This window comes from Pseudomonas sp. PAMC 25886 (genome assembly GCF_000242655.1).
Classification (GTDB): Bacteria; Pseudomonadota; Gammaproteobacteria; order Pseudomonadales; family Pseudomonadaceae; genus Aquipseudomonas.
The window spans coordinates 14,572-33,357 of the sequence record NZ_AHHC01000036.1 but is presented as its reverse complement, the minus strand read 5'-3'; the positions used below and the strand labels follow the sequence as shown (position 1 = coordinate 33,357).

Sequence of the window (18,786 nt, the reverse complement as noted above, 5' to 3'; positions counted from 1 at the left end):
CTCCATTTGTTTTGACGGCCGTGTCAGAACATGAAGGCCCCATCAAACACCGGCTTGTCATCCAGCGCCAACACGCCGCTGGCGAAGATCAGGTCCAGATGGTGGCTGCCTTTCTGCCCGCCACCCAAGCCCAGGTGCAGCCCGCAGTGGCGCTCTTCAAAGCCGGCATTGCGCGCATACAAGTCCTTCACGCCTTCATTGGTGCCGATGCCCAGTTCCTCCACCCGGCGGTTGGACGGGTTGGCATTCAGGTATTTGTTGAAGTCGTCCGCCAGCCCCGGCACTTCGCTGGCGACGGTGCAGATGGTCGAGTTCTCGATCCACAGTTCCAGCGGTGATTGCAGTACGCCGTATTTACGCGCAAAGGGGATGGTGCTGAGGAAGGTGCCGACAAACCGCACCTGGCCGTTGATGGCCTCGCTGTGGGTCGCGATCTCGCCGGGCGCCAGGTCGTGGTTGCCGACGCCGTTGATATTGGTCCACTTCTTGATGCTGCTCATGGGCGCTTCAAGGCGCGAGCCGTGCTGGTCGGTGAAGCTCAGCACGCTGGCCTGGGACATGCGCCGGATCAAAGTGGCGTTGAGGTCGGCGATTCGCTGGGGGGCGACGCTGAAGGTGTCGTAGAAGTAATCGCCATAGTCCTTGAGCAGCAGGGACTTTTTCCAGTGCTCAGCCATCACGCCCTGCAGTGCGCGGATAAAGTCCGGGCCTTCGGCGCGTGGGTTGGGCAAGGTCGAGGAATCGTAGAGAAACATGTACAGGTCGCAGTCTTCGATGGCCTTGGCCAGCGCTTCGCTGGGGGCCTGGTCCAGGCGCTGTACCTGGAAGTCGAAACGCGCGGCGCTGCCCTGGATGATCGACTGGGCGATGGCGTCGTAGCGTTCGGTATGGCCAAGCAAAATGGTGGGGCGGTGCAGGCCGGCGAGGGCCGGGTGATGGGCGAGGTAATACAGAAAATGTTCGACGGCGCGGGCCTTGTCCATGACGTCCTTCCTTCAAAGCCTTCGGTAGGAGCAGTGGCAGGTGCGGCGTCCCGCACCTGCCGGGGTGCCTGATCAGATTAGAAAGGCCACATCGCGGTGCCGAACGGCACGACGGCATCGGCTTGCATCATTTCAACGGCGGCCTCGTGGGTCGGCGCTTCAAACCAATCGTCGAGTTGCAGTTCGGTTTCCAGGTCATTTTCCAGTGCTTGCATGGTGAATCTCCTAGATGACGTTGTTTGAGAACGAGCATGCCAGCGGGCTGCGCTGGGCAAGTGGATGAACCTAGAAGAGTGTGTTTGGGAATGCAAAATTTTTATTGACACGGTTTCATTTGGATTTTTTATTCTGTTTTGCTGGCGTTTTGGTTTATGTCGATGAAACAGCGAGTTGGTTGCGTCGTTTTGTAGGAATGGTCCTTTCGTCAATTTCTCGTTATCTGAAAGAATTTTCCTAATGTCCCTCCTATCTGCCGCACCGCATCCTGTCAGCCCAGACAGGTTTGGCGGTGTACAATGCGCCGCGTTTTACTGTGATCCCACTTTTTCAGGGCTATCCGCCTTGTTCATTCCGCCTGGCCACAAGCCCGTCGGGTTCGATTTCGTCACAGATAAAAACAACAGGTGACGTATGACCGTAAGAAAAAATGCTGGACCGAGGTTTGATCGGCGCTGCTGTAGCCCGTTACCAAAGCAGCACCCCTCCATGAGCACCCTCAAACCTTGCGTGAGACCCTTTCCATGAGTGAAGCCAACTCGCATTCAGGCGAACTGAAGCGCGGCCTGAAAAATCGCCATATTCAACTGATCGCCCTCGGGGGCGCGATTGGCACCGGGCTGTTCCTGGGCTCGGCCGGCGTGCTGAAATCCGCCGGGCCGTCGATGATCCTCGGCTATGCCATCTGCGGCTTTATCGCCTTCATGATCATGCGCCAGCTGGGCGAAATGATCGTCGAAGAGCCGGTGGCCGGTTCCTTCAGCCACTTTGCCCACAAGTATTGGGGCGGTTTCGCCGGCTTCCTGTCGGGCTGGAACTGCTGGATTTTGTACATCCTGGTGGGTATGTCGGAGCTGACGGCCGTCGGTAAATACGTGCACTACTGGTGGCCCGAGATCCCGACCTGGGTGTCGGCAGCGGCCTTTTTCGTGCTGATCAATGTGATCAACCTGTCCAACGTCAAAGTCTTCGGCGAGGCCGAGTTCTGGTTTGCGATCATCAAGGTGGTCGCCATCGTCGGCATGATCGCCCTGGGCAGCTACCTGCTGGTGAGCGGCACCGGCGGGCCACAAGCCTCGGTGAGCAACCTGTGGGAACACGGCGGTTTCTTTCCCCACGGCGTCGGTGGTCTGGTGATGGCCATGGCGATCATCATGTTCTCGTTTGGCGGCCTGGAGATGCTCGGGTTTACTGCGGCTGAGGCGGACCAGCCGCGTACGGTGATTCCGAAGGCGATCAACCAGGTGATCTACCGGATTCTGATTTTCTACATTGGCGCGTTGGTGGTGTTGTTGTCGTTGACGCCTTGGGACAGCTTGCTGGAAACGCTGAATGCTTCCGGTGACGCCTACAGCGGCAGCCCGTTTGTGCAGGTGTTTTCAATGCTGGGCAGTAACACGGCGGCGCACATTCTCAACTTTGTGGTGCTGACGGCGGCGTTGTCGGTCTACAACAGTGGCACCTACTGCAACAGTCGCATGTTGTTGGGGATGGCCGAGCAGGGTGATGCGCCTCGGGTGTTGGCGAAGATCGACACGCGCGGGGTGCCGGTGCGGTCGATCCTGGCGTCGGCGGCGATTACGCTGGTGGCGGTGTTGATGAATTATCTGATTCCCCAGCATGCGCTGGAGCTGTTGATGTCGCTGGTGGTGGCGACCCTGGTGATTAACTGGGCGATGATCAGTTTTTCGCATTTCAAGTTCAGGCAACATATGGATCGGACGGGGCAGGTGCCGTTGTTCAAAGCGCTTTGGTACCCGTATGGGAATTACATTTGCCTGGCGTTTGTGGTGTTTATCCTTGGCGTGATGCTGCTGATTCCGGGGATTCAGGTGTCGGTGTATGCGATTCCGGTGTGGGTGGTGTTTATGTGGGTTTGCTACGGCATCAAGAATAAGCGCAAGGCTCGGGAGGAGGGGGTGGTGAGTCCGGGGTGATTGAGTACATATCCGTTGTTGCGGTAACGGCTGCTATTGGTTTCGCTCTTACAGCGACTCACTTTGGAAAAGCCCCAAAGTAAGCAAAGGGCTCTGCCCCGCCTGTCGGCACCTCGCTAAGGCTCGGTGTTCCCTCACTCCGGCATTGCTCCGCGGGCCGCCGCGACGGGGCGTCCCTGCCCCGTCGCGGCTAAACCGGCGTCCTGCCGGTTTACCCGCTCCTCAATCCCTGCGTTCGGCCTCGGGCTTATTGGGGCAGTCAGAGCCAGATCAAGATCAAAAGCAAGAGCACAGCGGCCTACAGGCCGGCTTGAGTGGTAGAAGCCAGATCAAAGCGAAAGCCAAAGCGAAAACCAAATCTGAAACTGATGCAGCCCTGCTTTTCTGTGGGAGCTGGCTTGCCTGCGATGCAGACAACTCGGTCTCTCAGGTACACCGAGGCGATGCTATCGCAGGCAAGCCAGCTCCCACATTTGACCGTGCCCGCTCTGGCTTTTGATTTTGATTTTGTCTTTGTTTCACACCACTCAAGCCGGCCTGTAGGCCGCTGTGCTGTTGATCTGCTGTTGATCTTGATCTTAGGCGCCCCGTTAAACCACGCTGGCCGAACGCAGGTAGTACGGAGCGGGTAAACCGGCAGGACGCCGGTTTAGCCGCGACGGGGCAGGGACGCCCCGTCGCGGCGGCCCGCGCAGTAGTACCGGAGAGAGGGCACACCGAGCCTAGGCGAGGTGCCGAGTGGTGGGGGCAAGAGCGTTTTGCTTACTTTTGCGCTGTTCAAAAGTGAGCCGCTGTAAGAGCGGAACCATAGGCGGCCGTTACCTAAATAACGGATATACCCCCGGTGCCCAGAAGCCCACCACATTGGCGTATCCTTACCCCCCACCCCCAAGGCCCGATCAAAAAATGCTGGTGATTTCCAACAACGTGCACCTCCCCGACGCCGAGATCGAGTTGACGGCCATCCGCGCCCAAGGCGCCGGCGGTCAGAACGTGAACAAGGTTTCCAGCGCCGTGCACCTGCGTTTCGACATACCGGCCTCGTCCCTGCCTGACTTCTACAAGGAACGCCTGTTGGCCCTGCGCGACAGCCGCATCACCAGCGAAGGCGTGCTGATCCTCAAGGCCCAGCAATACCGCACCCAGGAACAAAACCGCGCCGACGCCCTCGAGCGTTTGGTCGAGCTGATCCAGAGCGCCACCAAGGTCGAAAAAAAGCGCCGCCCCACCAAACCCACCCTGGGCTCAAAAAAGCGCCGCCTTGAATCCAAGACCAAACGCGGCAGCATCAAGGCCGGGCGCGGCAAGGTCGACTTCTAGCTCGCTTCCCGTTCTTCGCGATACTTCGGCGCCTGCCGGTACAGGTACAGGCTCAACAGCAGCCCGCCAAACGCCGCGATCGCCGCAAACAGGAAGATCGAGGCAAACCCGAACCCCGCCGCAATCGCCCCGGCCAACGGCCCGGTGATCCCCAGCGACAAGTCGATAAACAGCGAATACGCACCCACCGCCGCGCCCCGGCTTGAAGCGGGCACCAGGTTGACCGCCTCCACCCCCAGCGCCGGAAACACCAGGGAAAAGCCAAACCCGCTCAACGCCGCACCCGCCAGTGCGAGATGAGGATCCGGCGCCAGCCACAACAGCAGCAGGCCCAGGGTCTCTACCGACAGGCAGGCAATCGCCACGCGAAACCCGCCAATCCGGTTGATCAAATTACCGAACAGCAACCGCGCCCCGATAAAGCTGGCACCAAACAGGCTCAGGCACAGCACGGCGTTATCCCAATGCTGGGTCGCGTAATACAAGGTGATGAAGGTAGCGATGGTGCCAAACCCGATCGAGCCCAACGCCAGCCCGCAGCCGTGGGGCAGCACGCGTCCCAGTACATGCATGAACGGCAGGCGCTCGCCCACCACGATCGGTGCGGCGACTTTCGGCCAGGCCAGCAGCAGGCCCAGCACCGCCAGCAGGATGATGCTGACACCCATGCTCCACAGCCCGAAATGACTGACCAGCAACACCCCCAGCGGCGCACCGATGGCCAGGGCGCCGTAGCTGGCGATGCCGTTCCAGGAGATGACCTTGGCGGTGTTCGCCGCGCCGACCCGGCCGATGCCCCAGCCGATGGAGCCAGAGCCCACCAGGCTTTCAGCGCTGCCCAGCACCAGGCGGCCGATCAGCAGGCTGGTGAGGCTCAACGCCGGCAGGTGCGATAACCACGCCGAGAGCAACATGAACACGCCGCTTAACCCGCAACCGGCCAGGCCGTACATGACGGCGCGTTTGCTGCCGCGGTTATCGATGATGCGCCCGGCATAGGGCCGGCTCAGCAGGGTGGCCAGGTACTGCACGCTGATCACCAGGCCCGCGATCACGGCGCCAAAGCCCAGGTCGCTGTGCACATAGCCCGGCAACACGGCCAGCGGAATGCCGATGTTCAGGTAGCCGATAAAGGTGAACAGGACGATGGAAACGACTTGCAGCGTGACCGCCATGGGGCGCTGGGTATCTGGCATGGGGAGAGGTCCACTGTCGCAGCAGGAAAAGATAGGCTGCTTATGATACCGATGCTGGGCGTGCGCGGGGGCAGGAAACCAAACTTTTAGCGATCGGCGGGGTTGAGCAGTTGCGTGGTCACCAGCGCGGCGAGGGCGTTTTCCTGGGTGCCGAAGCGCTTGAGCAGGAGTGCCTGTTTTTCCGGGGTGAGGCGGTTCCAGACATCGACCATCTGCAGGGCAGTGTCGAGCAGGGCTGTATCGGGGGTGGTGTCGGTCATGGCGGGGCTCACGGTGTTCAGGCGGTGTGGAAAGCGCGCAATGTCACGCTTTCCACACGGTCTGGGTACGGCACTCAGTCTTCGCTTTTGCGGTCGACCGGTTTTGCCTCTTTTGGCTCGGGCTTGCTGGCGCCGGCCTGTTGCGGGGTTGGCTGCTCAGTTTCGCGCAGGCTTGGGAAGGGGAGATTAGGGATTTCGTGCATCGTCGTCGCTCCTCGCAAGATCTGTTTTATCAATCGCAGGTGATTCCGCGCTTTCAAAAAGCCTGTGCAGGATACAGCACTGTAAATGACAGAAAGATTTTATCTCGGAAAATGAACCCGTCTTCATCCCGCTGCGCAAGTGACGTGGCGCCACAGGTGGATCCATTGTCATCGTACAACATCGCCTTTAACGGATTGACATCGCGCTGCTGACTGAATATAACGCTAATAGTTGTATGACGACATATGACGTTACAGTTTTATAGCGCCCGTAATACGGATGCGCTCGGTCGCAGAACGTACGCCTCAAATCTAAAAATAATTAAGGTGAAGCGATGAAAATCAAAGGCATCCGTTGGTGGATGGTCGGGCTGATGACGGTCGGCCTGATTATTAACTACTTGGCCCGCAACACGCTCTCAGTCGCAGCCCCCACGCTGATGACCGACCTGAGCATCTCCACTGAGCAGTACTCCCATATCGTCGTTGCCTGGCAGGTGTGCTACGCCTTGATGCAGCCGATCGCCGGTTATGTAATCGACGCGATTGGCACCAAGATGGGCTTTGCGATCTTTGCCATTTCCTGGTCGGTGGTGTGCGCGCTGGCGGCGTTCGCCACCGGTTGGCAGAGCCTGGCGGTGGCCCGTGGCGCGCTGGGGCTGACGGAGTCGGCGGGCTTCCCCGGCGGCGTCAAGGCGATTACCGAGTGGTTCCCGGCCAAGGAGCGCTCCGTCGCCATCGGCTGGTTCAACTTTGGTTCGTCGTTTGGGGCGTTGCTGGCGCCGCCACTGGTGGTCTGGGCAATCTTGCACAGCGGCTGGCAGTTGGCGTTCCTGATCGTTGGCGGCATTGGCCTGGTGTGGAGTGGGCTGTGGCTGCTGCTGTACAAACACCCGCGTGACCAGCGCCTGCTCGCTCAGGCCGAGCGCGAGTACATCGAGGCCGGCCAGGAAACCCACCTCAAGGAGGGCGTGCAGAAAAAAGCCAGCTGGAAGCGCATCCTCAAGAGCCGCAATTTTTTCGCCATGGCCTCGGCGCGCATGCTCTCGGAGCCGGCCTGGCAGACCTTCAACGCCTGGATTCCGCTGTACCTGATGACCGAGCGGCACATGAACATCAAGGAAATGGCGCTGTTCGCCTGGCTGCCGTTTCTCGCTGCCGACATCGGCTGCGTGCTGGGCGGCTACCTGAGCCCGCTGTTCCATCGCTACTTCAAGGTCTCGCTGTTCACGTCGCGCAAGCTGGTGATGTTGTTCGGCTGCCTGTGCATGATCGGCCCGGCCTGCATCGGCCTCGTAGACAGCGCCTACACCGCGATTGCCCTGCTGTGCGTCGGCGGTTTCGCCCACCAGACCTTGTCGGGCGCGCTGTTTTCCATCGCCTCGGACTCGTTTGGCAAGAACGACGTGGCCACCGCGACCGGCGGTGGGCAGATGTGCGGATTTATCGGGGCCGCGGCATTTACCGCCGTGTTCGGTGTGCTGGTGACCAAGGTCGGCTACAGCCCGCTGTTTGTGGTGCTGGCGATTTTCGACATCATCGCCGCCATCATCATCCTGACCGTGGCCCGGGAGATTGTTAAAGGCCCCGAGCCAGTCGCCCAGACCGGCCAGGGCGGCACGTTGCTGCCGGTTTAGCCCTGACGCTCCATCGCGGCCTTGTAGAGCGAGTTCTTCGGCTGGGCAAACACCCGTGCCAGCATCGGTTCGAAGAAGCTCAGCGGCAGGGTGTCGTAGGCCGGATCGAACGCTGCCGCGTCGTACTGCGCGCAGAACTCGATGGTTTGGCGGTACTGCGGATGGTCGCCAAATTGCTCGCGCAGGTGGCGGTCCATCCCCAGGTGATGGAAGAAGTAGTAGCCCTGAAAGATCCCGTGCTTCTCCACCATCCATAGGTTCTCGGGGCTTACAAACGGCTTGAGGATCGCGGCGGCGATGTCCGGGTGGTTGTAGGAGCCCAGGGTGTCACCGATGTCATGGAGCAGGGCACACACCACATATTCTTCATCGCGCCCGTCGTGCCAGGCACGGCTGGCGGTTTGCAGCGAATGGGTCAGGCGGTCCACCGGGAAACCGCCGAAGTCGCCCTCCAGCAACCGCAGATGCGCGAGGATCCGGCCGGGCAATTGCCGGGCGTAGGCGCTGAAATCCTTGGCGATGATCGCCCAGTCTTCCTGGGTGCCGTCTTGCATATGGGTGAAGCGGGCCTGCTGGTTCATCAAAGCCTCTCTTATTGTTTTTGAGGGACGGGGCTAGAACGGCACCTTGCCCAGGATCATGTCGCGGTACATCACAAAATCCCCCAGCAGGCTGTAAAGCGGATGCTGGAAGGTCGCCGGGCGATTCTTTTCAAAGAAGAAGTGGCCGATCCAGGCAAAGCTGTAGCCGGCAACCGGCAGCGTCAGCAGCAGCCACCAGGCGCCTTTGCCAATGGCGAACGCAAGAATGAAGATAACGAGGCTGGTGCCGATAAAGTGCAGGCGACGGCAGGTACTGTTGCCGTGTTCGCTCAGGTAATACGGGTAGAAATCGGCGAAGCTGTTGAATTGCCTGACATTTTCCACAGTGGTCGGCCCTCTGGTTATTGTTCTGCCCGACAGATGTTCGGCGGGGAGCTTATTTGAGTCTAGAGTCATCAGTGGTAACAGCCAGTGACAATAGATGCCACTTTAGTATCCTTCGGATTCCTGGCTGTCGTTTCAGCCTTCCTTGTTAAGAAAACGCCATGAGCGAACGAACGACTTCTGCAAGCTGGGCGATGGGGATAGTCAAGGCGCTGGAGATGGACGGCCTGGATTGCCGTGCCTTGTTCAAGCAGCTCGGCCTGGATTACGCCGCGCTGAACGACCCCGATGCGCGTTTCCCCCAGGACTCCATGACCCGGCTCTGGCAGCGCGCGGTAGAGCTGTCGGGCAACCCGGCGATTGGCCTGAACATGGGGAAGGTGGTGCGACCGGCGTCGTTTCATGTGGCCGGCTATGCCTTGATGTCCAGCAACACCCTGGCCGAAGGATTTATGCGGCTGGTGCGTTATCAGCGGATCATTGCTGAAAGCGCCGACCTGAGTTTCCGACTGTTACCTGAAGGCTATGCACTGATTCTTACCGTACACGGTGATCACCTGCCGCCCACCCGGCAAAGCGCCGAAGCCTCCCTGGCGAGTGCGCTGGCGTTGTGCGGCTGGTTGACCGGGCGCACCCTGCAGCCGCGCAAGGTGCTGGTGCAGGGCGATCAGCCGGCGGACCTGGCGCCTTATAAACAAGCCTTCCATGCACCGCTGGTGTTCAACGCGCCCTATGACGCGCTGATCTTCGAGCGGGCGGACATGGAAGCGCCGTTGCCCACGGCGAACGAGGCGATGGCGTTGCTGCATGATCGTTTTGCCGGGGAGTACCTGGCGCGGTTTTCCGAAAGCCGCGTGACCCACAAGGCGCGCCAGGTGTTGTGCCGGTTGCTGCCCCAGGGCGAGCCCAAGCGCGAGGTGGTTGCGCAGACGCTGCATCTGTCCCAGCGCACCCTGCAGCGCCGCTTGCAGGAGGAGGGCACCAGTTTCCAGACCCTGCTCGACGACACTCGCCGCGAATTGGCCGAGCAATACCTGGCGCAGCCGAGCATGACCCTGCTGGAAATTGCCTACCTGTTGGGGTTTGCCGACCCGAGCAACTTCTTCCGGGCGTTCCGCCGCTGGTTCGATGCCACGCCCGGCGAGTACCGGGCGCGGTTGCAGGAAGCGCCCGTCAGTGACGCCAAAACGCCGGAATGCACAGCACAAACACCGTAATGATCTCCAGCCGGCCGAGCAGCATGCCCAGGGACAGGATCCACTTGGCGGCGTCCGGCAGGGTGGAGAAGTTGCCGGCCGGGCCGATGGTTTCCCCCAGGCCCGGGCCCACGCCGGACACGGTACTGGCGGCGCCGGTCAGCGCGGTCATCCAGTCCAGCCCCAGCAGCGACAGGGCCAGGGCGATGGCGCAGATGGTGATGGCGAAGAAGAACGAAAACGTCAGGATCGAGCGCACGATTTCTTCATCGAGGCGATGGCCGTTGTACTTCTGCTTGATCACCGCGCGCGGGTGAATCAGCTGGTTCAAGTTGGCCTTGAGCAGGATGTAGGCCACCTGGAACCGAAAGATCTTGATGCCGCCGGCGGTGGAGCCGGAGCAGCCGCCCACAAAGCCCAGGTAGAAGAACAGCATCAGCGAGAAATTGCCCCAGATGCTGTAGTCCCCCAACGCAAAGCCGGTGGTGGTCACCACTGAAGTGACGTTTACCGCCACGTGACGCAGCGCGTCCAGCCAATGCAGGTCGGTGGTCCACCAGTACCAGGTGCCGAGTACCAGCCAGGTCACCAGCAGCAAACCGAGCAAGCCTTGCACCTGCTGGTCCTTGATCAGCGCGCGGCGGTTGCCCCGCAGCGTGGCCACATACAGGGTGAACGGCAGGCTGCCCATGATCATCACCACCACCGCCACCCAGTGCACTGCCGGCTGTTTCCAGTGGGCCAGGGATTCGTCGGAGGTGGAAAACCCGCCGGTGGAAATGGCCGACATCGCATGGTTGATCGCATCGAACAGGCCCATGCCGGCCCACCAGAAGGCCAGGCTGCCGAGGATGGTGATGCCCACGTAGGCCGCCACGATCAGGCGCGCCACCATGTGCGAGCGGGGCATGACCTTTTCCGAGCGGTCGGAAGATTCGGTCTGGAACAGGCGCATGCCGCCGATACGCAGCAGCGGCAGGATCGCTACCGCCATGCCGATAAAGCCGATGCCGCCGAGCCAGTGCAGCAAGGAGCGCCAGATGAGGATGCCCGGGGACATGGTGTCCAGGCCGCTGAGCACCGTGGAACCCGTGGCGGTGATGCCGGACATGCTTTCGAAGAACGAGTCGGTGTAGCTGATGTGCTGGGTCAGCAGAAACGGCAGCGCGGCGAAGATGCACACCACCAGCCAGCTGGTCACGGTGAGGAGGTACATGTCCCGCGGGCGCAGGTGCACGTGTTCCGGGCGGCCGGGGATGACCAGCGCCAGGCCTGCGATGAACGTGATCAGGCTGGCCCAGAGGAACGATGGCAGGTCGCTGGTGCGTTCGAAAAACACCAGGGTTGCCATGGGGATGACCATGGCGATCGCCAGGGTGATCAGGAAGATGCCGATAATGAAACCGATTATCCGTAAGGTCGGCAACGCCATGAGGTCCGCTCGGTGTGACAGGGAAAGGCGCCATTCTACCTGCGGTGCAGGGCAAGTAAACCGGGGCGCAGCTGACAGCGTATGAACCCGGTGGTGAGTGGGATTTTTGTGGTGAGCGGGCTTGCCCCGCGCTGGGCTGCATAGCGGCCCCAAAAAAAACGCCGGGTTCTTTCAGGAAGAACTCGGCGTTTGCCATTAGGGCTGCTGCGCAGCCCAGCGCGGGGCAAGCCCGCTCGCTACAGTGATCAGAACTCGTGATCGGCGTTATCCGGGTTCAAGTCGCTGATGCCCAGCTTGCCAGCGGCCTGTTCGATCGAACCGGTCTGCTTCACCAGCGCGGCGATGGCATCACGCACGATCTGATTGCCTTTGTCGTTACCGGCGGCGATCAGTTGGTCGTAGTGCTCACCGTTGTTGGCGTGATCCACCATCACCTGGATCTTCGCTTCGGTCGATGCCAGGTCAGCCTTCAGGGTTGCGTCGGCAGCCGGGTCCGCCTTGGCCACCAGGGACGACAGGCTGGCGCCGGTCATTTTGGTGCCGTCGGTGCGGGTGTACTCGCCCAGGTAAACGTTACGGATACCCTTGGCGTCATAGAAGTGCGAGTTGTGGGTGTTGTCGCTGAAGCAATCCTGTTCGTCTTCGGGCGAGTTGGCTTCCAGGGAAACCTTCATGCGCTCACCGGCCAGTTCGCCCAGGGACAGGCTACCCATGCCGAACAGCATTTTGCGCAGGCCATCGGTCGCAGGCTCTGCTTCCAGCGTGGCGCGGTAGTTGTCTTCGACGTTGGGTTTCCAGTTGCCGACCATCTCTTCCAGGTCGCTGACCAACAGTTGCGTCACGGCGCGCAGGTAGGTGCGGCGACGCTCGTTGTGGCCGCCAGTGGCGCCATCACCGGTCATGTAGTCCGAGGCTGGACGGTTGCCGGCGCCCGGGCCGGTGCCGTTCAGGTCCTGGCCCCAGAGCAGGAATTCAATCGCGTGGTAGCCGGTGGCAACGTTGGCCTCGGAACCGCCCAGCTCATTCAGGCTGGCGAGTTTTTCCGGGGTGATGTCTTTCACGTCGACCTTGTCTTCGCCGACCTGGATCTCGTTGTTGGCGATGATGTTGGCGGTGGCGCCAGGGTTGCCCAGGGCGTGTTCGTAGGTCTTGTCGACGTAGTCGATCAGGCCTTCGTCCAGGGGCCAGGCGTTCACCTGGCCTTCCCAGTCGTCAATGATGGTGTTGCCGAAACGGAACACTTCACTCTGCAGGTAGGGCACACGAGCGGCGATCCAGGCGGTACGGGCCGCTTTCAGGGTGTCGTCGTTCGGGTTGGCGAGGAAGGTGTCGATCGCGGTTTGCAGGGTTTTCGCGGTGGACTCGGCATCGCTGTACACCGCGAACACCATGTCTGCGTAATGCGCGACCACCGCCTTGGCGGCGGCTTCGTCAACCTGGCCTGCCGGGGCAGCCGCCGGGGCGGTAGTGCTGGCGGCGGCCGGGGCTTGAGGCGCGGCGGCCTTGTCTTTGCCTTCACCGCAACCGGCGAGCGAAATGGCAATGGCGAGAAGGCTGGCGGTGGCCAGGGGCATACGAATCATGGCGAACATCCTGCTTCGGTTGTTGATGGGGCACGCGGGGGGCGCGCAAAACTGCGACATAATGCGAAAGATTTGCATTTTGTGTAAAGGGTTATAAGTAGGAAATATTTAGTATCGATTTGCCGGCCACCGGTGCGCGTGCTCCCGGTGGCCGGCATCGCCTCAGAGAATGGCGGCGTTGTTGCGCTGGGCCTGTTTCAAATAGGCCACCAACTCCCGCGCCGGCAGGGGTTTGCTGTAGTGGTAGCCCTGACCTTCGTGACAGCCCTCGGAGATGATGTAGGCCTCCTGTTCGGCGGTCTCCACGCCTTCGGCGATCACCTGCATGCCGAGGCTTTTGCCGAGCTGGATGATCGCCCGCACGATGGTCGCATCGTCGTCGTCATCCAGCAGGTCCTGGACGAAACTCTTGTCGATCTTGATCTTGTCCAGCGGCAGGCTTTTCAGATAGCTCAGGGACGAATAGCCGGTGCCGAAGTCATCAATCGCAATCAGCGCGCCGGAGCGGCGCAGGCTCAGCAGGTGCTGGGCGGCGGTGCTGATGTCTTCCATCAGGCCGGTCTCGGTGACTTCCAGCTCCAGGCTGCGGGGCGGCAGGCGGTAGATTTGCAGCAGGTTGTTGACCACCCGTGGCAGCTCGGCGTGGTGCAGTTGCACCGTCGACAGGTTGACCGCCATGCGCAGCTCGGTGAAACCCAGGTCGTGCCATTCCCGCAGTTGCCGGCAGGCCTGGTCCAGGACCCATTCGCCGATGGCAATGATGGTGCCGTTCTGTTCCGCCAGCGGGATAAACAGGTCGGGTGGCACCAGGCCGTGCTCCGGGTGCTGCCAGCGAATCAAGGCTTCGATCCCCACCACGCGGTGGTCGAGGTAGCTGATCTGTGGCTGGTACACCAGGTGGAACTGCTCACGGCTCAAGGCATCGCGCAAGTCTTTTTCCAGCTCGCGGCGGCGGCGCATTTCGCTGTCGACGCTGGCGATATAGAACTGGTAGCGGTTGCGCGAGCGGCTCTTGGCCAGGGTCATGGTCTGTTCGGCTTTTTGCAGCAGCTTTTCGGTGCTGTCGCCGTCTTCCGGGAACAGGGTGATGCCGATGGTGGCGCGCAGGCGGATTTGCTCGTGCCCATCGTCGAGGGCGAACTCCGCTTCCAGGTCATCGAGGATGCTTTGTGCCAGCTCGGCGGCTTCATAAGGCTGCTCGATATCGGCCTGCACCAGGGCGAACTGGTCGCCGCCCAGTCGGGCCAGGGCACCCAGGCGGCCGCTGTGGGCGCGCAGGCGGTCGGCGAGGGCCAGCAGCAACTGGTCGCCGGCCTGGTAGGTGAACTGCTCGTTGACGCTTTTGAAGTCATCCAGCCCCACACACAACACGGCGACCCGACGTTGCCGGCGGCCGGCGTCGATCAGGATCTTGTCCAGTTGCTCCTGCAGTTTCTGGCGGTTCGGCAAACCGGTGAGAAAGTCGTATTGGGCCATGCGCAGCAGGCTGTTTTCCGCCTCATGGCGCAAGTGCGTATTGCGCTCGATGGATTCGAGCAACTGGTTGGCGGTGTTGATCCAGATCCCCAGTTCGTTTTTCTCGTGGCCTTTCAGCTGCGGGATCTTGTGCTCGCTGGGGCGGTCGGGGTTGATCGAACTCAGGTGCTCGATGATTCGCGAGAGCGGCTTGGTCAGCAGCCAGTGATAAACCAGGTACAACACCAGGCCCATGGCCAGCGCTCGCAGCACCCCGGAGATAAAAATGATCACTGAGCTGACGAGAAACCCTTTGCCGTACGTGGCGGTGTCGAGGGTGATGCTCAGGTCACCGTAGTACTCGCTGTAAGGCCCGCGCCCCACCAGCGGCGTGGTGAAAGTGCGTTCCTGGCCCAGAATCAGGTCGGTCAGCCAGCGGCTCGGGGATTGTTGCAGGTCGCGGGTTTTTTCCGCGAGCATGGTTTCGTTGGGGTGGCCGATGGAGGCCATGCGCACGGCATCGTCCTGGAACAGGCCTTCGATGACCTGCATGCCCATCTCCCGGTCCAGGCTGTAGACGGCCTGGGTCGAGGGGTCGCGAAACATGTCGAGGATGCGCTGGGCGTCACCGGCCACGGCCTGGCGCGTCTTGTACGCATCAAAGACGATCTGCGCCGCGCTCAGTACCACGCCCACTGCCAATGCCGAAAGCAGTACCACCCGTAGCAACTTCACCGACAAGCTGTTTTTGAGTTCCAGCTTCAAAGGGTTATTCCTTGTTCCATGCGGGTAGCCTCAATATGCCATGAGTATTGGCAATCCAGTGAGGGCAGTCAAAGGGACATTGCGGCAGGCGCAAAAAGTTACGAAAAGTGGAACTAAATCTTCGCAACGGTTCACTCAGGTCGGGAGAGGAATACGCCTTTCATTCTATTTCGGAGTATTTACTTATGATCGCAGCAGGAGCGGCCGCCGCAGCGTTGGCACCCGTGGTCCTTCCCTTGGTAGGCCAGGCAGCAGGCATGGCGGCAGACGTCGCAAAACAGGCGTTGGGCGCTGTAAGCAATTTTGCTGGGAGCGCTATGAATCAACAGCAGCAAATCAAGTTCTGATGAGGGCTTGTTTATCCCTGTCGATCCTGTGTCGCAAGAGGGGGCGGAGAGAGGTCTTTCCGCCATCTCTTGCGTGCTGTTTTTTTCAGTTTGTGCCATGCAACATCCCGCTCTGGCCCGGCGCAGGGATAAAGGGTGGCGTTGCTGTTAGGACTTGAAGGTAATCGTCAGCTTTTCAGCGTCCAAGCCTTTGGAGAACTCGATGGACTTGCTTGGGGACTCCTGCTCCTCGCCTCCTATCTTCTTAGCCAGGGCATCTGCGAAGGGTTGGATCAATGGCGTGACCGCCTTGACGATATCGCCAACCACAGGAATCGCTGCTTTTAACAAGTCGCCTACTACAGGAAGTGCTGCCAGTGCGCCTATTGTCATTGTTATTTCTCCGACAGGTAAGAGAGATCAATTCCTCTCGTTGATTACGTGGCAAAAGACTATTAGTGAGTTCCGGCGCAGGGATGACAAATTGTTATGCCCACAAAAAAGCCCGGCAATCGCCGGGCTCTCTCTACTGCAAGCAGTACTTAAGCGGTGAAGGTTTTGCCTTCGAACTGCTCGGCCACGAACTTCCAGTTGACCAGGTTCCAGAACGCTTCCACATACTTTGGACGCACGTTGCGGTAGTCGATGTAGTAAGCGTGTTCCCAGACGTCGCAGGTCAGCAGCGGGGTGTCGCCGCTGGTCAGCGGGTTGCCGGCGCCGATGGTGCTGGCCAGGGCCAGGGAACCGTCAGCCTTTTTCACCAGCCAGCCCCAACCGGAACCGAAGGTGCCGACGGAAGTCTTGGTGAACTCTTCCTTGAACTTGTCGAACGAACCGAAGGCGGCGTTGATCGCCTCAGCCAGTGCGCCGGTAGGTTGACCGCCGGCGTTTGGCGCCAGGCAGTTCCAGTAGAAGGTGTGGTTCCAGACCTGAGCGGCGTTGTTGAAGATGCCGCCCGAAGAAGACTTGACGATTTCTTCCAGGGTCTTGCCTTCGAACTCGGTGCCAGGCACCAGGTTGTTCAGGTTCACGACATAGGTGTTGTGGTGCTTGTCGTGGTGATACTCCAAGGTTTCCTTGGAAATGTGCGGCTGCAGGGCATCGTGTGCGTAGGGCAGCGGCGGCAATTCGAAAGCCATGATGATTCTCCTAATCAGGTCAGTTGCGGTGAGCGCAAGGCCGATCACGGGCGGCCAAACAAGCGCCGGGGAGTTTGTACTCTTTGCGGCGCAGGGGCTGGATCATAGCACCGGGGGTGCGGCAAAACCACGCAACAACTGTGTGGGATAGAGGTTCCAGAGCGTTTTGGAATATCTACGCTGCGCTGATTAATTGATAGGCCACGCTGAACATCATGGCGGCCACCAGCAGGTCCAGAATCCGCCAGGTGGCGGGGCGCGCCAGCCACGGTGCCAGCCATGCCGCGCCCAGTGCCAGGGTCATGAACCACAGCAGTGAAGCGCTGGCGGCACCGGCCACGTAAGCGCCGGGTTCGGTTTGCTGGGCGCCGAGGGAGCCGATCAACAAGACGGTGTCCAGATACACATGGGGGTTGAGCAAGGTCACCGCCAGGGCGCTGAGCATCACCGCCTTCAGGGAGCGCACCTTGAGGTGCTCGCCCTGGCCCAGGCTTTGTTTCGAACAGGCCCGGCGCAGGGCAAGGGTGCCGTACCACAACAGGAACGCCGCGCCGCCCCACCGGGCGATCGCCAGCAGTACCGGGTTATGCGCCAGCACGGTGGCCAGGCCGAACACACCGGCCGCCACCAGGATGGCATCGCACACCACGCACAAGGCCGCCACAGGCAGGTGATGTTCACGGCGCAGGCTTTGCGCCAGGACAAAGGCGTTCTGGGTGCCAATCGCCATGATCAAGCCAAAGGCCACCAGCAGGCCGTTCATATAGCTTTGCCACATAGGATTTACTCCGCGCCCGCCGCCAATTGCCGCAACACTGTCATGGCGCGCTCGGCATCGGCGCGGCCGACAAACAGGTGATCGTGGTAGTAGCCGGCAATCACGTTGCAACTGATCCCGGCGGTGCCCAGGGCTGTGGCAAACGCGGCGGTCAGGCCCACGGCTTCCAAGGCTGAATGCACATTGAGGGTGATCCACGCCGCGACATACTCGAACGCCAGCCCGGCCTTTTCAGCCTGTTGGCGCTCGACGATCAGCGTCAGGCCTTCCTGCTCGCGGAAGCTGCCGATCAGCTCGCATCCCTCGGGGATGCGGCTGTCGGCCAGGGTGCAGAACACGTAGTCGCCCTCGTTGAGGTGTGGGCTCATGCTGCGCAGCAGGGTTGCCAGGGCGGTTTCGCCAGCCATGTGGAGGGTCCTTGAATAAGAAGAAGCGATGCTGGCTATTCTCCCGTTCAAAGCTGTATAAGAAAAACCAATATTGCTGATCGCTCATTAGGAAAACTGATGTTCGACTATAAATTGCTTTCCGCCCTCGCAGCGGTGGTGGAACAGGCCGGGTTTGAGCGGGGCGCTCAGGTGCTGGGAATCTCCCAGTCGGCGATTTCCCAGCGCATCAAGCTGCTGGAAGCGCGAGTCGGCCAGCCGGTGCTGGTACGGGCCACGCCGCCGACCCCCACTGAAATCGGCCGTCGTTTGCTCAACCACGTGCAACAGGTACGGCTGCTGGAGCGCGACCTGCAAAGCCAGGTGCCCGCGCTGGATGAAGAGGGCATGCCCGAGCGCCTGCGCATCGCCTTGAATGCCGACAGCCTGGCCACTTGGTGGGCCGAGGCGGTGAGTGACTTCTGCGCCGAGCAGCACCTGCTGCTGGACCTGGTGGTAGAAGACCAGACCGTCGGCCTCAAGCGCATGCGCGCCGGCGAAGTGGCGGCCTGCATTTGCGCCAGCGAACGCCCGGTGGCCGGTGCCCGCAGCCTGTTGCTCGGTGCCATGCGTTACCGGGCGCTGGCCAGCCCCGCGTTTGTCGCTCGGCACTTTCCCGAGGGCGTACGCGCCGATCAACTGGCCCGCACGCCGGCGTTGGTGTTCGGGCCGGATGATTTCCTGCAGCATCGCTACCTGGCTTCCCTGGGCGTTGACGGTGGTTTCGAACACCATTTATGCCCATCGTCCGAAGGGTTTATCCGCCTGACGGAAGCCGGATTGGGCTGGGGCCTGGTGCCCGAATTGCAGGTGCGTGACCAGCTGGAAAGGGGCGTTCTGGTGGAGTTATTGCCAGATAAGCCGATCGATGTGCCGCTGTACTGGCATCATTGGCGCAGTGGTGGACAATTGCTGGGCTTGCTGACCGATCATCTGGCACACACAACGGGGCAATGGTTGGTGCCGTTGGGGTGATGGCCAGCGTCAAGGCAACAGCGATGAAAAACGA

General features: G+C 60.8%; 19 protein-coding genes. 5 read left to right on the top strand and 14 right to left on the bottom strand.

Annotation, left to right across the window (positions count from 1 at the left end; all coding sequences use genetic code 11):
• Positions 1-23: 23 nt before the first annotated feature.
• The gene (locus MUM_RS0111640) at positions 24-983 is read right to left on the bottom strand and encodes a hypothetical protein (protein WP_010169887.1); all 960 of its coding nucleotides are present in this window, start codon (positions 981-983) and stop codon (positions 24-26) included.
• A gap of 77 nt (positions 984-1,060) precedes the next feature.
• Positions 1,061-1,198 carry a hypothetical protein gene (locus MUM_RS1000000134585; RefSeq protein WP_003175756.1) on the bottom strand — a complete coding sequence of 46 codons (138 nt, stop codon included), beginning with the start codon at positions 1,196-1,198 and terminating at the stop codon, positions 1,061-1,063.
• 525 nt (positions 1,199-1,723) lie between these two features.
• Here MUM_RS1000000134585 and MUM_RS0111630 point away from each other — a divergent pair.
• Both MUM_RS0111630 and arfB read left to right on the top strand, forming a co-directional pair.
• On the top strand, positions 1,724-3,136 hold the full coding sequence (locus MUM_RS0111630) for an amino acid permease (RefSeq protein ID WP_010169886.1): 1,413 nt from the start codon (positions 1,724-1,726) through the stop codon (positions 3,134-3,136).
• Positions 3,137-4,042: 906 nt separating this feature from the next.
• Positions 4,043-4,456 (top strand): alternative ribosome rescue aminoacyl-tRNA hydrolase ArfB, encoded by a 414-nt coding sequence (gene arfB / locus MUM_RS0111625; protein WP_010169885.1) that lies wholly within the window; start codon positions 4,043-4,045, stop codon positions 4,454-4,456.
• Here arfB and MUM_RS0111620 read toward each other — a convergent pair.
• From MUM_RS0111620 to MUM_RS1000000134875, 3 genes are all read right to left on the bottom strand, one after another.
• Positions 4,453-5,652: an MFS transporter gene (locus MUM_RS0111620; RefSeq protein WP_010169884.1), complete on the bottom strand. Its 1,200-nt coding sequence runs from the start codon at positions 5,650-5,652 to the stop codon at positions 4,453-4,455. The two genes, arfB and MUM_RS0111620, sit on opposite strands and share 4 nt — an antisense overlap.
• Before the next feature lie 86 nt (positions 5,653-5,738).
• Positions 5,739-5,912 carry a hypothetical protein gene (locus MUM_RS1000000134580; RefSeq protein WP_010169883.1) on the bottom strand — a complete coding sequence of 58 codons (174 nt, stop codon included), beginning with the start codon at positions 5,910-5,912 and terminating at the stop codon, positions 5,739-5,741.
• Positions 5,913-5,986: 74 nt separating this feature from the next.
• Entirely contained in the window at positions 5,987-6,115 is a 129-nt protein-coding gene (locus tag MUM_RS1000000134875; RefSeq protein ID WP_010169882.1) for a hypothetical protein, read from the bottom strand.
• A 362-nt stretch (positions 6,116-6,477) separates the two neighbouring features.
• Here MUM_RS1000000134875 and MUM_RS0111605 point away from each other — a divergent pair, with 362 nt between their 5' ends.
• Entirely contained in the window at positions 6,478-7,752 is a 1,275-nt protein-coding gene (locus tag MUM_RS0111605) for an MFS transporter (protein ID WP_029615855.1), read from the top strand.
• Here MUM_RS0111605 and MUM_RS0111600 read toward each other — a convergent pair.
• Positions 7,749-8,333: an HD domain-containing protein gene (locus MUM_RS0111600; protein WP_010169880.1), complete on the bottom strand. Its 585-nt coding sequence runs from the start codon at positions 8,331-8,333 to the stop codon at positions 7,749-7,751. The two genes, MUM_RS0111605 and MUM_RS0111600, sit on opposite strands and share 4 nt — an antisense overlap.
• Before the next feature lie 33 nt (positions 8,334-8,366).
• A complete protein-coding gene (locus MUM_RS0111595; protein WP_010169879.1) occupies positions 8,367-8,678 on the bottom strand; it encodes a DUF962 domain-containing protein in 312 nt (103 codons plus the stop codon).
• Positions 8,679-8,839: 161 nt separating this feature from the next.
• Between MUM_RS0111595 and MUM_RS0111590 the strand changes: the two genes are divergently transcribed.
• On the top strand, positions 8,840-9,895 hold the full coding sequence (locus MUM_RS0111590) for an AraC family transcriptional regulator (RefSeq protein WP_010169878.1): 1,056 nt from the start codon (positions 8,840-8,842) through the stop codon (positions 9,893-9,895).
• Here MUM_RS0111590 and MUM_RS0111585 read toward each other — a convergent pair.
• From MUM_RS0111585 to MUM_RS0111550, 7 genes are all read right to left on the bottom strand, one after another.
• The gene (locus MUM_RS0111585) at positions 9,852-11,306 is read right to left on the bottom strand and encodes a TrkH family potassium uptake protein (RefSeq protein ID WP_010169877.1); all 1,455 of its coding nucleotides are present in this window, start codon (positions 11,304-11,306) and stop codon (positions 9,852-9,854) included. The genes MUM_RS0111590 and MUM_RS0111585 overlap by 44 nt on opposite strands.
• Positions 11,307-11,551: 245 nt before the next feature.
• Positions 11,552-12,889 (bottom strand): imelysin family protein, encoded by a 1,338-nt coding sequence (locus MUM_RS0111580; RefSeq protein ID WP_010169876.1) that lies wholly within the window; start codon positions 12,887-12,889, stop codon positions 11,552-11,554.
• Between the two features lie 162 nt (positions 12,890-13,051).
• Complete coding sequence (locus MUM_RS0111575) at positions 13,052-15,109, bottom strand: putative bifunctional diguanylate cyclase/phosphodiesterase (protein WP_010169875.1); 2,058 nt, start codon at positions 15,107-15,109, stop codon at positions 13,052-13,054.
• Between the two features lie 494 nt (positions 15,110-15,603).
• A complete protein-coding gene (locus MUM_RS0111565; RefSeq protein WP_010169874.1) occupies positions 15,604-15,828 on the bottom strand; it encodes a hypothetical protein in 225 nt (74 codons plus the stop codon).
• Between the two features lie 149 nt (positions 15,829-15,977).
• Positions 15,978-16,574, bottom strand: a complete 597-nt coding sequence (locus tag MUM_RS0111560) for a superoxide dismutase (RefSeq protein ID WP_003212997.1) — start codon at positions 16,572-16,574, stop codon at positions 15,978-15,980.
• A gap of 175 nt (positions 16,575-16,749) precedes the next feature.
• On the bottom strand, positions 16,750-17,352 hold the full coding sequence (locus tag MUM_RS0111555) for a LysE/ArgO family amino acid transporter (RefSeq protein ID WP_010169873.1): 603 nt from the start codon (positions 17,350-17,352) through the stop codon (positions 16,750-16,752).
• A gap of 5 nt (positions 17,353-17,357) precedes the next feature.
• Positions 17,358-17,759 (bottom strand): ACT domain-containing protein, encoded by a 402-nt coding sequence (locus tag MUM_RS0111550; RefSeq protein ID WP_010169872.1) that lies wholly within the window; start codon positions 17,757-17,759, stop codon positions 17,358-17,360.
• Between the two features lie 99 nt (positions 17,760-17,858).
• On the opposite strand from MUM_RS0111550, the gene MUM_RS0111545 reads away from it, so the two are divergent.
• Positions 17,859-18,752, top strand: a complete 894-nt coding sequence (locus tag MUM_RS0111545; RefSeq protein ID WP_010169871.1) for a LysR family transcriptional regulator ArgP — start codon at positions 17,859-17,861, stop codon at positions 18,750-18,752.
• Positions 18,753-18,786: the final 34 nt, after the last annotated feature.

Coding starts and splice junctions, on each gene's coding strand:
- MUM_RS0111640 (WP_010169887.1), bottom strand. CDS start 983: ATGGACAAGGCCCGCGCCGTCGAACATTTTCTGTATTACCTCGCCCAT.
- MUM_RS1000000134585 (WP_003175756.1), bottom strand. CDS start 1,198: ATGCAAGCACTGGAAAATGACCTGGAAACCGAACTGCAACTCGACGAT.
- MUM_RS0111630 (WP_010169886.1), top strand. CDS start 1,724: ATGAGTGAAGCCAACTCGCATTCAGGCGAACTGAAGCGCGGCCTGAAA.
- arfB (WP_010169885.1), top strand. CDS start 4,043: ATGCTGGTGATTTCCAACAACGTGCACCTCCCCGACGCCGAGATCGAG.
- MUM_RS0111620 (WP_010169884.1), bottom strand. CDS start 5,652: ATGCCAGATACCCAGCGCCCCATGGCGGTCACGCTGCAAGTCGTTTCC.
- MUM_RS1000000134580 (WP_010169883.1), bottom strand. CDS start 5,912: ATGACCGACACCACCCCCGATACAGCCCTGCTCGACACTGCCCTGCAG.
- MUM_RS1000000134875 (WP_010169882.1), bottom strand. CDS start 6,115: ATGCACGAAATCCCTAATCTCCCCTTCCCAAGCCTGCGCGAAACTGAG.
- MUM_RS0111605 (WP_029615855.1), top strand. CDS start 6,478: ATGGTCGGGCTGATGACGGTCGGCCTGATTATTAACTACTTGGCCCGC.
- MUM_RS0111600 (WP_010169880.1), bottom strand. CDS start 8,333: ATGAACCAGCAGGCCCGCTTCACCCATATGCAAGACGGCACCCAGGAA.
- MUM_RS0111590 (WP_010169878.1), top strand. CDS start 8,840: ATGAGCGAACGAACGACTTCTGCAAGCTGGGCGATGGGGATAGTCAAG.
- MUM_RS0111585 (WP_010169877.1), bottom strand. CDS start 11,306: ATGGCGTTGCCGACCTTACGGATAATCGGTTTCATTATCGGCATCTTC.
- MUM_RS0111580 (WP_010169876.1), bottom strand. CDS start 12,889: ATGATTCGTATGCCCCTGGCCACCGCCAGCCTTCTCGCCATTGCCATT.
- MUM_RS0111565 (WP_010169874.1), bottom strand. CDS start 15,828: ATGACAATAGGCGCACTGGCAGCACTTCCTGTAGTAGGCGACTTGTTA.
- MUM_RS0111560 (WP_003212997.1), bottom strand. CDS start 16,574: ATGGCTTTCGAATTGCCGCCGCTGCCCTACGCACACGATGCCCTGCAG.
- MUM_RS0111555 (WP_010169873.1), bottom strand. CDS start 17,352: ATGTGGCAAAGCTATATGAACGGCCTGCTGGTGGCCTTTGGCTTGATC.
- MUM_RS0111550 (WP_010169872.1), bottom strand. CDS start 17,759: ATGGCTGGCGAAACCGCCCTGGCAACCCTGCTGCGCAGCATGAGCCCA.
- MUM_RS0111545 (WP_010169871.1), top strand. CDS start 17,859: ATGTTCGACTATAAATTGCTTTCCGCCCTCGCAGCGGTGGTGGAACAG.